Source organism: Microbacterium sp. Root553, from assembly GCF_001426995.1.
Lineage (GTDB): Bacteria > Actinomycetota > Actinomycetes > Actinomycetales > Microbacteriaceae > Microbacterium.
Window position 1 is genome coordinate 1,516,177 of the sequence record NZ_LMFY01000001.1, and the last position, 12,131, is coordinate 1,528,307.

Sequence of the window (12,131 nt, forward strand, 5' to 3'; positions counted from 1 at the left end):
CCGGACGGAGAGACCCATGAACGAAGAATTTCCCCTCGTCGAGATGCGCGGAATCTCCATCGAGTTCCCCGGTGTGAAGGCGCTCGACGCCGTCGACTTCCGCCTGTTCCCCGGCGAGGTGCATGCGCTCATGGGTGAGAACGGAGCGGGCAAGTCGACGCTCATCAAGGCCCTCACCGGCGTGTACCGCATCGACTCCGGCTCGATCGTCGTCGCGGGCAGCGCGCGCAGCTTCGGCGGTGCCGGCGACGCGCAGGACGCCGGGATCTCGACGGTGTACCAGGAGGTCAACCTCGCGCCCAACCTCTCGATCGGCGAGAACGTGATGCTCGGCCATGAGCGCAGGGGAGTGTTCGGCATTAACTGGACGGCGACCCATCGCGCGGCCGGTGAGGCTCTCGAGCGCCTCGGGCTCGGCCACCTCGACACCCGCAAGCCCCTCTCGACGCTCTCGATCGCCGTGCAGCAGCTCGTGGCCATCAGCCGGGCGATGGCGATCAAGGCCAAGGTCCTCATCCTCGACGAGCCCACCTCGAGCCTCGACGCGGCCGAGGTCGAGGGGCTGTTCACCGTCATCCGCTCGCTCCGCGACCAGGGCGTCGCGATCCTGTTCGTCTCGCACTTCCTCGACCAGGTCTACGCGATCAGCGACCGTCTCACGGTGCTGCGCAACGGACGATACGAGGGCGAGTACCTCACTCGGGAGCTCGACCGGCACGCACTCATCTCGAAGATGATCGGCAAGGATCTCGACACGCTCACCTCGCTCGGCGGCAACCGACGCCGCGAGCCGCGCGACCCCGCCGAGCAGCCGCTGCTGTCGGCGACGGGGATCTCCAGGCGGGGTGCGGTCGAGGCGACCGACATCGACATCCGCCCCGGCGAGGTGGTGGGATTCGCGGGCCTGCTCGGCTCCGGCCGCACCGAGCTCGCGCGGCTGCTGTACGGCGCGGATCGCGCTGACGAAGGCTCCATCGAACTGCACGGGCAGCGGGTGGATCTCCGCTCGCCCGCCGACGCACTGCCCCGACGGCTCGCCTTCTCGACCGAGAACCGCCGCGACGAGGGGATCATCGGCGACCTGACCGTGCGAGAGAACATCATCCTCGCGGTGCAGGCCGAGCGCGGCTGGGCGCGGCCGATGAGCCGCAAGGAGCAGGACGCGATCGTCGACCGCTACATCGAGCAGTTCCACGTGCGACCGGCCGACCCCGATCGCATGATCAAGAACCTCTCGGGCGGCAACCAGCAGAAGGTGCTGCTCGGACGCTGGCTCGCGACGCAGCCCGAGCTGCTGATCCTCGACGAGCCGACCCGAGGCATCGACGTCGGCGCCAAGGCCGAGATCCAGGAGGCCGTGGCCGAGCTCGCCGAAGAGGGAGTCGCGGTCGTGTTCATCTCGTCGGAGCTGGAGGAGGTTGTGCGACTGTCCGAGCGGATCGTCGTGCTGAAGGACCACCGCAAGATCGGCGAGATCCAGAACGGCCCCGATGTCACCGCACAGGTGATCGTCGACGTCATCGCCGCCCACGGTGTGGACGCCGCGGCCGAGACCCTCGACGACACCGACGGCGCAGTGACCGATAGCATCGCCCCCACGACCGACAAGGAGGCAGCGCGATGACCGCGTCAGCCGGCACCGCCATCTGGCGGGATCTGATCCACAAGCCCTTCTTCTGGGGGATCGTCGCGATCCTCGCGCTGCTCGCCCTGAACGTCGTCAAGGATCCGACGTACCTCGCGCTCTCGATCAACCCCAACAACGGCAACCTCGTCGGCAACCTCGTCGACATCCTGCGCCAGGCCGCCCCGGTGATGATGATCGCGATCGGGATGTCGCTCGTCATCGCCACCGGCGGCATCGACCTCTCCGTCGGCTCGCTCATGGCCGTCGCCGGCGCGGTCTCGATGGAGTTCCTCAGCGCGGCCGGCGACTCGTTCGGCGCGGCGCTCGCCGCCGTCGGCCTGGCGCTGGTGATCGCCGGAATCCTCGGGGCGGTCAACGGACTGCTCGTCGCCTACGTCGGGCTGCAGCCCTTCATCGCCACCCTGGTGCTGATGCTCGCCGGTCGAGGGATCGCCAAGGTGATCACCGGCGGGCAGAACACCACCGCCTCGAACGACTCGTTCCGCTGGATCGCGAACGGTTTCGTGATCGGCATCCCGGTCGTGTTCATCCTCGCGGTGCTCATCGTGATCGCGGTCGGCTGGGTGGTCAGGCGCAGTGCGCTCGGCCTCATGATCGAGGCGATCGGCATCAACCCCAAGGCGAGCCGCATGGCCGGCATCAAGCCGAAGGGGCTGCTGCTCACCGCCTACATCATGAGCGGCATCCTCGCCGGAGTCGCCGGCATCATGTCGGTCGGCAGCGTCATGACCGTCGACATCTCGCGCACCGGCTACCAGCTCGAACTCGACGCGATCCTGGCGGTCGTGATCGGCGGCGCCTCGCTCGCGGGCGGCAAGTTCTCGCTGAGCGGCGCGTTCGTCGGCGCCCTCCTGATCGCCACCCTCGACAAGACCGTGCTGTACCTCGGCGTCTCGTCGTCGGCCACCCCGGCCTTCAAGGCCATCGTCATCGTCGTACTGTGCCTGCTGCAGTCGCAGCGGGTGCGCAGCTGGTTCACACGTCGACGCCGGGAACGTCCGGTCGAACAGCTGCTGCAGAAGGAAGAGGTGTCGGCATGACCGCCCTGACCGTCGAATCCCGAGCCGACGAGCGCTCGACCCAGACGCTCCTCGAGCGCGTGCAGCGCATGATCCGCGCCAACCCGTCGGTGCTGCCGACCGTCGCCTCGGTCGTCATCTTCGTGGGCATGGTGATCTTCGGAGAAGTCGCGTACGGCCGCATCCTGCAGTTCAACACTCTGTCGAACCTGCTCATCAACAACGCGCACCTGATCGTGCTCGCCGTCGCCCTGACCTTCGTCATCCTGACCGGAGGCATCGATCTCTCCGTCGGATCGGTCATCGCGGTCTCGTCGGTGGCCGGAGTCATGCTCTCGAATGCGGGATGGAACGCATTCGCCGTCATCGTCGCGATGATCGTCATCGGGATGCTGTTCGGGGTCGTCTCGGGCGTGCTGATCCGATACTTCAACGTGCAGCCGTTCATCGCGACGCTCGCGATGATGTTCCTCGGTCGAGGGCTCGCCTCGCTGCTCAGCACCAAGCCCGAGCGGCTGGGCGAGGACTCCCCGATCCGCTGGATCGGGTCGCAGCTGAAGATCATCGACGGGCCCAAGGTGAACGACCTCGTCATCACCCCGGCGGTGCTCATCGCGGTGATCGTGGTGGCGGTCGCGTTCTTCGTGCTGCACCGCACCCGCACCGGCCGCACCGTCTACGCGATCGGCGGATCCGAGAACTCGGCGCTGCTGATGGGACTGCCCGTGCAGCGCACCAAGGTCATGGTCTACGTGATCAGCGGTGGCCTGGCCGGCCTCGCCGCGGTGCTGTACACGGCGCGACTGGGCACGGCGCAGAACATCACCGGCATCGGGTGGGAGCTCGACGCGATCGCCGCGGCCGTCATCGGCGGAACCGTGCTGACCGGTGCGTACGGCTACGTGCTCGGATCTGTGATCGGCGCACTGGTGCTCGGACTCATGAACGTGCTGATCACGCGCGACGGCGGCATCCCGCCCGAGATGACGACGATCATCACCGGAGGCATCCTGCTCGTGTTCGTGCTGCTGCAGCGGGCGGTGATCCGCAAGCGGGAGTAGCGGCGTCAGACGCCATCGACGACGAACGGCCCCCTCTCGATCGAGAGGGGGCCGTTCGTGTGCGCGGGATGCGGCTGCGTCAGCTCGTCGGGATCCACACCCGCATCGTCGACGGGCCGCGCCGAGCCCAGTCGTGGTAGGCGACCAGGGGCGCGTCGGAGGCCTCTCCCGTCGAGCGATGCCGCACCGGCAGCACGACATGACCGTCCCGCTCGACGGGCTCTCCGGCGACGACGGCGTCTCCGACGTCGGCGCCGAGGTCGATCGACTCGAGCGCCAGGACCTCGGGGCCCCGTTCGATCGCGACGCTGCCCCGCACGGCATCGACCATCGGATGCGGTGCCGTGGCGCGCGCCACGATCGGCAGCGTCAGCTCGACGACGTCGCCGGCGCGGAACGCATGAGCGACCTGGAGCGCACCGGCAGGCGCAGGGGACTCCTTCGCCTCGTCTCCGCGGCGCACGCGCACCGTCGCTCCCGAGGCCCAGGAGGGCACGCGCAGCGTCAGGGCGAACTCGGCGTCTTCGGTGATCGTGATCCGCACGACCCCCTCGGCGGGGTAGGTGGTCGACACGTCGAACGCGACGACCCGGCCGTCCGGCAGCGTCGTGCGCACGGTCGACGGCGCGTACTGGTGCAGCTGCACGCCGTCGTCATCGGCCGTCGCGACGTAGGCGGCGAGGCTAGAGAAGGTGCGCGCCACGTTCGGGGGGCAGCAGGACACCTCGAACCACGGTGCCCGCAGCGATGACGAGGCGCGGGGGGAGGTCGCGTCCGGGTCTGCGGGAATCCCCGGCGTGCGCTGATGCAGCGTGTTGGCGTAGAAGAACGAGCGGCCGTCCGACCCCGGAGAGGTCGCGACCACGTTGAACAGCGTGCGCTCGATCAGGTCGGCGTACTGCGCCTCGCCGGTCGCGAGCAGCAGGCGCCACGAGAACATGATCGATCCGATCCCCGCGCAGGTCTCGGAGTAGGCGCGATCCGACGGCAGCTCCCAGTCGTCGCCGAACGCCTCGTCCTGATGGTGCGACCCCTGGCCGCCCGTGACGTAGGTGCGGCGCTCGACCGTGCGATCCCACTGCGCGCGCAGGGCGTCGAGCAGCGACGCATCCGACAGCTCGGTCGCCACGTCGGCGGCGGCGGCGGAGAGGTAGTTGGCGCGCACCGAGTGCCCGCGCAGCGCCTCGGCGTCGCGCACCGACACATCGTCCTGGAAGTAGCTGCGCCCCCACTCGATCTCGCCCAGAGAACCACGGCCGTGCCGCTCGACGAACAGAGCGGCCTGATCGAGGTAGCGCCTCTCGTCGAGAGCTCGGCCGAGCTCCGCCAGGCCCACCTCGACCTCGGAGTGTCCGCAGATCGCGTCGCGTGCGTCCGGACCGAACTCGCGGCAGACGAGGTCGGCGGCGCGGCGGGCGATGTCGATCAGCCCGTCATCCGACTCGGGCCGCGTGCGCACCCGCGCGACGGCCGCCTGGAACAGGTGCCCGAGGCAGTACAGCTCGTGGCCCCACTGCAGCGCCGTCCATCGGTCGTCCTGCCCCTCGCGTCCGAACATGGTGTTGAGGTATCCGTCGGGCTCCTGCGCGGCGCCGACCCGATCGACGATGCGACGGAATCGCCGCTCGAGGTCGCTGTCGGCCGCGGCGTCCGTGCGGCCGATCTCCCACGCGAGCGCCTCGAGGTACTTGTAGATCTCGGAGTCGGCGAACTCGCGCCCGCGGCGCCCGGACGGCAGTGAGCCGGCGGCCGCGAGGTCGAAGTTGGGCAGCCAGCCCTCCGATTCGAGTCGCGATTCGATGTGCGCGAGCGTGGCCGACCCGTTGACGGCCTGCCGCTCGCCCCAGAATCCACCGGTGATCGAGACCTCGTCGAGGCCGAGAGGGCGCAGGCGTCCGCGGGTGGGGACCACCGGAGCGGCGGGTGTGGTGGTGTCGAACATGGTCATCCCTTGAAGGCGCCGGACATGAATCCGCGCACGTAGTGTCGTTGCAGGATCAGGAAGAGCAGGATGCAGGGGAGCGCCAGCACGACGACCCCCGCCTCGGTGGCGCCGTAGTCGACCACTCCCTGCACCTGTCCTCGGAGGTTCGCGACCGCGAGCGGCAGCGTCATGCGGTTGGTGTCGTTGATGAGGATCAGTGGGGCCATGAAGTCGTTCCACGCGGTGAGGAACGCGAACAGTCCGACGGTCACGAGGCCGGGCTTGACCGCGGGCAGCAGCACGCGCCAGAGGGCGCCCCAGCTCGAGCATCCGTCGACCATCGCCGCCTCGTCCATCTCCTTCGGGATCGACTCGAACGAGATGCGCATCATGAACATCGAGAACGGCAGCTGGAACATCGTGATCACCAGGGCGACGCCGACGAGCGAGTTCTGCAGGCCGACCGCGTTCAGGATCACGTACAGCGGGATCAGCAGCGTGGCATACGGCACCATCAGGATCGCGAGGGTCAGCAGGAACAGCGCGTTCTTGCCGGGGAAAGAGAAGCGCGCGAATGCGTAGCCGCCCAGCAGCGAGATGAACAGGGTGAGCGCGACGGTGAGCACCGAGACGAACAGCGAGTTGCCGAGGTACACCCAGATGCCGGCCTGGTAGTCGCCGAGGGCGATGTAGTTGCCGAAGCCCCAGCCGTCGGTCTGGCTGGTGCCCGCCACCGGGCTGAGCGACGACACGGCCGTCCAGATGAGGGGATAGAGGAAGATCACGGCGAGCGCGGTCGTGAACACCCAGTACGGGATGCCGAAGATGACGCGCATCGCCGTCGAGCGGTATCGCGGTGCGACGGGCTGACTGTTCGGCGCGACGATCGTGCGGGTGAGCGTTTCGGTCATGGTTCTCAGCTCTCATCCGGACGCCGGAAGGCGCGCAACTGGAAGACGTTGATGACGATGAGTGCGAGGAGCACGATCACCGAGAGGGCTCCGGCGATGCCGAGGCTGTTCTGGCCCTGGAAGGCCACGTTGTAGATGAGCTGCACGACCGTCATCGTGCTGTTGTCGGGGCCGCCCTTGGTGAGGATGTAGAACTGCTCGAAGGCGAGCAGCGACCCGGTCACGCACATCACGGTGGTGAGCGCGAACGTCGGCTTGAGCAGCGGCACCGTGATGTGGCGGAACGTCTGCCACGGGCTCGAGCCGTCGATGCGCGCGGCCTCGTAGATGTCGTCGGGGATGCCCTGCAGACCCACGAGCATCAGCAGCATGTAGAAGCCGGCGAAGCGCCACACGATGAGGAAGATCGTCGACCACAGCGCCCCCTCCGGCGTGCCGAGGAACGTGATGCCCCACGACTTCATCAGGCCGGCGAAGGGGCCGGCGATGGGGGAGTACAGCACGTAGAACAGCAGCGACGCCGACGCGAGGCCGAGCGCGCTGGGGATCAGGAAGGCGGTGCGCAGGAAGCCCTTCCACCGCGTCGACTCCTGCACGAGCAGGGCGAGCCCGAGGCCGAGACCGATCAGGATGACGGTCGTGATGACGGTGTAGAGCAGCGTGAAGCGGATCGAGTCCCAGAAGAGGCGGTGGGTGACGGCATCCGCGTAGTTCTCGGGGAAGTTGATGCCCCGGTTGCCGCTGAGCAGAGGCCAATCGGAGGCCGACATCTGCACCACCAGCACCAGCGGCACGACGAACAGCAGGGCGACGAAGATCGCGGTGGGGGCGGCATAGAGCCAGCCCTGCACCGGGCCGCCGAACGCGGTGCGCGGTCTGCGGCGCCGCAAGAGGGGTGCGGTCTGGGTCATCTCGGTCTCTTTCGATCGGGAGTGCGGGACGTGCGGGACGGATGCGGGGGCGGCGCGTTCGCTCCGGCCCCGCATCCGTGGTCACTGCGAGAGGATCGCGGTGATCTCCTCGTTGTCGGCCGGCACCGAGTCCTCGCCGTTGAGCACCGCGTTGCGGATCAGCGTGAGCCAGGGGCTGCCCGGAGCGTTGAAGGCCTGCTGGAAGTTGAGCGCCACCGGGGTGTCGCCCTTGGCCGCCACCTCGTTGATCGTGACGAGCCTCGGGTCGGCGGAGGAGTACTCGTTGTCGGCGAGGTCACCGCGCGACACGGCGTTGCCGTCTTTCGCGAGCACCTCGACCTGAGCGTCCTCCGACATCATCCAGTTGAGGAAGTTCCAGGCCTGCGCTGCCTTCTTCGAGTCCTTCGAGATGCCGATCCCGTCGCCTCCGACGAAGGTCGAGACGCCTCCGTCGACACCGGGGATGCCGGCGACGCCGGCGTCGAAGTCGAGAGACGGGAGCAGGGTGGCGGGGAAGGGCATCACGCCGACCTTGCCCTCGCTGAACGCGGCCGTCCACGTCGGGCCGGCCTCGTCGGTCGAGCTGGGGAGCACGGCTCCGGCCTCTTCGAGCCCGGCCCAGGTGTCGTACACCGCCTGGGCGGAGCCTCCGTCGAGCAGCGACTCGGTGCCGTCGTCGTTCATGACCTCGTCACCGGATGCCCAGATCGAGGGGAACCAGGTGAACACCAGGCATCCGCCGCAGTTCAGGCCCGTCGCCGTGCCGTAGGTGTCGGGCTTGTTCAGAGTCTGCACGGCCATGGCCGCCTCGGAGAACTCCTCGAGCGTGGCGGGTGCCTTCTCGGGGTCGAGGCCCGCCTCGGCGAAGAGCTCCTTGTTCCAGAAGAGCATCGAGAGGTCGAGGGCGAACGGCAGCACGTACTCCGCGTCGTCGACCGTGCCCGCCGCCAGGTGGCCGGGGTTGATCTCGTCTTTGAAGTCGAGGCCGTCGATCTGCTCGGACATGTCCTGGAAGAGTCCCTGCTGGGCCCAGTTCGGCACATAGACGATGTCGGCGGCGAAGAGGTCGGGCAGCCCTCCCGAGCCGGCTGCGGCGCCGACCTTGGCGACATAGTCGTCGTTGGGCACGACCGTGAGCTCGACCTGGTTCTCGTGGCTCGCGTTGTAGGCGTCGACGAGCAGCTTGGCCTGGCGCTCGATGGGCGCGCGGGTCCACAGCGTCAGCGTCGTGCCGTCGTCGGTCCCCTCCGCCGTGATCGGCTCGTTCGAGGCCTCGTCTGCGGCGGGTGCGCAGGCGGCGAGGCCGCCGACCAGCAGGCCGGCCGCGACGACGGCGGCGGATGCGCGGCGCGCGGCGTGTGTGCGGATGATGTTCATGGGCGGGGGCTCCTCTTGGCTCTTCCTCGAGCGGATGCGGTGTGGCGCTTCGGCAGTGCAGCGCCGGTGTGGAGATGGTGTGGATCCGGATTTTTCGAAACTTACGAAAACCCTTTCGAAAAGGTATAGCGTGGTTGTGACGGGGTCGTCAAGCCTTGTTCCGATAACCTTTCAGCATCAGGGAGTGAGATGAGCGATTCGACCGGAGTGCGGGCTGTGACCCTCGGCGATGTCGCCGCGCGCGCAGGAGTGTCGATCTCGACGGCCTCCAAGGCGCTGAACGATCGCGGTGACGTCTCGGCGGCGACGCGGGCCAAGGTCCGTGCGATCGCCGACGAACTCTCGTTCACGCCCAACGCGATGGCCCGGGGCCTCCTCGCCGGCCGCACGGGCACGGTCGGTCTGCTCACCAGCGACCTCGAGGGTCGGTTCATGCTGCCGATCCTCATGGGCGCCGAAGACGCCTTCGGCGCCGGCCGCATCAACGTCTTCCTGTGCGATGCCCGAGGTGACGCCATCCGCGAGCAGCACCACCTGCGTGAACTTCTGAGCCGCCGGGTCGACGGCATCATCGTCGTGGGGCGGCAGACCGATCCGCGTCCGTCGCTCGGGCAGGAGATCCCGGTGCCCGTCGTCTACGCCTACGCGCCGTCAGACGACCCGCACGACCTGTCGCTGACCCCCGACAACTACGCGGGAGGGCGTCTCGCGATCGAGCATCTGCTCGCCTGCGGACGGCGGCGCATCGCGCACATCTCGGGCGACCCGACCTATGCCGCGGCGCAGGACCGCCTCGCCGGCGCCAGAGCTGCACTCGGCGACGCGGGACTCGAGCTCGTCGGCGAGCCGATGTTCTCGGAGTGGACGGAGCACTGGGGACGCGATGCCGCGGCGATGCTGCTGCAGCGGCATCCCGACATCGATGCGGTGTTCTGCGGGTCGGATCAGATCGCCCGGGGGGCGCTCGACTCGGCGCGGGATCTCGGCCGATCGGTTCCCGACGACCTCGCGGTGATCGGCTACGACAACTGGCAGGTGCTCGCCACCAACGCCCGACCCGAGCTGACCAGCATCGACGCCAACCTGCAGCAGCTGGGTCGCGAGGCGGCGCTGCGGGTGTTCGACGCGATCGACGGCATCGACATCGGTGAGGGCACGCACCGTCTGCCGGTGCGTCTCGTCATCCGCGGATCCACGATCGCCCGACGCTGAGGCGTGCCCGCACGTCCGGTCGATCGTGCGCGCGGCACGGTGCGTCCGATCAGACCGCGTCGCGCCAGGAGTGCTGCGGATCGAAGCCGAGCACGCGTCGCGCCTTGTCGATCGAGAGCAGCGTCTCGTGCGGACCGAATTCGCGGGCGCGCGGCACGTCGGGAAAGACCTCGGCGAGCAGCTCGTCGTTCGGCCGCGACATCACGGTGTCGGCCGCCGCGATGATGAAGGTGTCGAAGCCGGGAGTTGCGACCTCGAGGGCGCGCTGCACGGCCTGGGCTCCGTCACGGGCGTCGATGTAGCCCCAGAGGTTCCACTTGCGACGAAGGGCGTCGGCGTCGAAGTCCGGGAACTCGGCGTAGTCCGCGGGGTTCATCACGTTCGAGAAGCGCAGCGCCGTGATCGAGAGGTCGGGATGCCAGCGGACGAGCTCGGTCGCCATGCGCTCCTCGAGCGTCTTGACCAGCGAGTACACCGACTCGGGGCGGGCGGGGTAGTCCTCGTCGACGGGCACGTAGGGCGGTGGCACGTCGAAGGGCAGGCCGAGGACCGTCTCGCTCGACGCGTAGACGACGCGGCGGATGCCGAGGCGCACCGCCGCCCAGAACACGTTGAACGTCGCCGGCATGTTGTTGTGGAAGGTCGCGACGTCGCTGCGGATGCCCGGGGCGGGGATCGCGCCGAGATGCACCACGGCGTCGATGCCGTCGTGCCGATCGCCGACGCCGCCGAGGGCATCCACGACCTGGCCGTAGTCGGTGAGGTCGACCTGCACGAAGTCGGGGCCGCGGGTGCCCGCGACGTCCATGCCGATGACCTCGTAACCCTGGGCGCGGAGCTCCCGCGCGACGACGCTGCCGAGCTTGCCCGATGATCCGGTGAGTGCGATGCGCATGTCACCAGAGTGGCACGAAGGCGGGGAGTCTGGGCCGTGCGGCATACACTCGTCGGCGTGAGTGACACGAACAGCGAGCCCCCGCGCACCGTCGGGGTGCGTGATGTCGCCGCTCGTGCCGGGGTGTCGCGGCAGACGGTCTCCCGAGTGCTCAACGACCATCCGGAAGTCGCGGTCGAGACGCGCGAGCGGGTGCTCGCCGCGATGGCCGAGCTCGGCTACCGCATGAACAACGCGGCCAGGGCGCTGGGGACGCGGCGTTCGCGCACCCTCGGTGTGCTGGCCACAGACGCCCTGCACTACGGTCCCTCGCGCAGCATCGCCGCTCTCGAGGCCTCGGCCCGCGAGGCCGGGTACTGGCTGAGCACGGCGTTCGCGGACGCGGGGGACGCGGATGCCGTGGTCGCCGCTGTCGACCACCTCGTGATGCAGGGCGTCGAGGGCATCGTCGTCGTCGCACCGCACGCCCACACCCTCGACGCGCTCGACGAGGTGCGCATCGGGGTTCCGGTCGTCACGCTGCACGCGGCCGACCGGGGGGCTCGTGGCCTCTCGGTCGATCAGGCGGCGGGAGCCCGGCTCGCGGTCGGGGCGCTCGCGGATGCCGGTCACACGCGCATCGCGCACCTCGCCGGACCCGCCGACTGGCTCGAGGCCGAGTCCCGCGCCGAGGGGTTCGCCGCCGAGCTCGCCGCGAGAGGGCTCGCCGCCGGGCCCGTGTTCGAGGGCGACTGGACCGCGGGATCGGGCTATGCGGCGGTCGAGGCCGTGCGCGGATCCGGTGTGACGGCCGTGTTCGTGGCGAACGACCAGATGGCGCTCGGGCTGCTCGGCGGTCTGCACGAAGCCGGGCTCACCGTGCCGGGCGACATCAGCGTGGTGGGATTCGACGACACCCCGGACGCCGCGTACTACTGGCCCAAGCTCACGACCGTGCGGCAGGACTTCGCCGAGTTGGCGCGTCGTGCGGTGGCGGCGGTGCTGGCGGGCAGCGTGGAGGCTCCGGCATCCGATCTCCCTCCCGTGGCGCCGGTGCTGGTCACCCGGGATTCGGTCGCCCCGCCGCGCTGACCCGGGATTCGCCGTGCCGTGCCGTGCTGACCCGTCCCGTCCCGTCTCGCGCCGTGCCGACCGGTCCTGTCCCGTCCCGTCCCGTCGCGGCGCGGGGTCGAT

Annotated in this window: 10 protein-coding genes; 5 read left to right on the forward strand and 5 right to left on the reverse strand. The window is 69.1% G+C overall.

What is annotated here, in order from left to right; translation table 11 throughout:
* Window positions 1-16 precede the first annotated feature (16 nt).
* Genes ASD43_RS07045 through ASD43_RS07055 form a run of 3 tightly spaced genes read left to right on the forward strand, consistent with a single transcriptional unit; the run spans window position 17 to window position 3,728 of the window.
* Window positions 17-1,624 (forward strand): sugar ABC transporter ATP-binding protein, encoded by a 1,608-nt coding sequence (locus ASD43_RS07045; protein WP_056415325.1) that lies wholly within the window; start codon window positions 17-19, stop codon window positions 1,622-1,624.
* Window positions 1,621-2,688 carry an ABC transporter permease gene (locus tag ASD43_RS07050; RefSeq protein ID WP_056415327.1) on the forward strand — a complete coding sequence of 356 codons (1,068 nt, stop codon included), beginning with the start codon at window positions 1,621-1,623 and terminating at the stop codon, window positions 2,686-2,688. The genes ASD43_RS07045 and ASD43_RS07050 overlap by 4 nt, the downstream gene beginning before the upstream one ends.
* Window positions 2,685-3,728, forward strand: a complete 1,044-nt coding sequence (locus ASD43_RS07055) for an ABC transporter permease (RefSeq protein WP_056415330.1) — start codon at window positions 2,685-2,687, stop codon at window positions 3,726-3,728. The genes ASD43_RS07050 and ASD43_RS07055 overlap by 4 nt, the downstream gene beginning before the upstream one ends.
* A gap of 79 nt (window positions 3,729-3,807) precedes the next feature.
* Here the strand turns inward: ASD43_RS07055 and ASD43_RS07060 are convergent, their stop codons facing one another.
* The 4 genes from ASD43_RS07060 to ASD43_RS07075 all read right to left on the reverse strand — a co-directional run bounded on the left by ASD43_RS07060 (window position 3,808) and on the right by ASD43_RS07075 (window position 8,851).
* A complete protein-coding gene (locus ASD43_RS07060) occupies window positions 3,808-5,676 on the reverse strand; it encodes a glycoside hydrolase family 127 protein (protein ID WP_157550885.1) in 1,869 nt (622 codons plus the stop codon).
* Complete coding sequence (locus ASD43_RS07065; RefSeq protein WP_082539301.1) at window positions 5,673-6,563, reverse strand: carbohydrate ABC transporter permease; 891 nt, start codon at window positions 6,561-6,563, stop codon at window positions 5,673-5,675. The genes ASD43_RS07060 and ASD43_RS07065 overlap by 4 nt, the downstream gene beginning before the upstream one ends.
* 5 nt (window positions 6,564-6,568) lie before the next feature.
* Window positions 6,569-7,474, reverse strand: coding sequence for a carbohydrate ABC transporter permease (locus tag ASD43_RS07070; protein ID WP_056419291.1), 906 nt, complete (start codon window positions 7,472-7,474; stop codon window positions 6,569-6,571).
* A gap of 81 nt (window positions 7,475-7,555) precedes the next feature.
* Window positions 7,556-8,851 (reverse strand): ABC transporter substrate-binding protein, encoded by a 1,296-nt coding sequence (locus ASD43_RS07075; protein WP_056415337.1) that lies wholly within the window; start codon window positions 8,849-8,851, stop codon window positions 7,556-7,558.
* A gap of 189 nt (window positions 8,852-9,040) precedes the next feature.
* Here ASD43_RS07075 and ASD43_RS07080 point away from each other — a divergent pair, with 189 nt between their 5' ends.
* Window positions 9,041-10,063: a LacI family DNA-binding transcriptional regulator gene (locus ASD43_RS07080; protein WP_045253600.1), complete on the forward strand. Its 1,023-nt coding sequence runs from the start codon at window positions 9,041-9,043 to the stop codon at window positions 10,061-10,063.
* Window positions 10,064-10,112: 49 nt separating this feature from the next.
* On the opposite strand, the gene ASD43_RS07085 is transcribed toward ASD43_RS07080, so the two are convergent.
* Entirely contained in the window at window positions 10,113-10,958 is an 846-nt protein-coding gene (locus tag ASD43_RS07085) for an NAD-dependent epimerase/dehydratase family protein (RefSeq protein WP_056415340.1), read from the reverse strand.
* A 57-nt stretch (window positions 10,959-11,015) separates the two neighbouring features.
* On the opposite strand from ASD43_RS07085, the gene ASD43_RS07090 reads away from it, so the two are divergent.
* The gene (locus ASD43_RS07090) at window positions 11,016-12,029 is read left to right on the forward strand and encodes a LacI family DNA-binding transcriptional regulator (RefSeq protein WP_056419295.1); all 1,014 of its coding nucleotides are present in this window, start codon (window positions 11,016-11,018) and stop codon (window positions 12,027-12,029) included.
* Window positions 12,030-12,131: the final 102 nt, after the last annotated feature.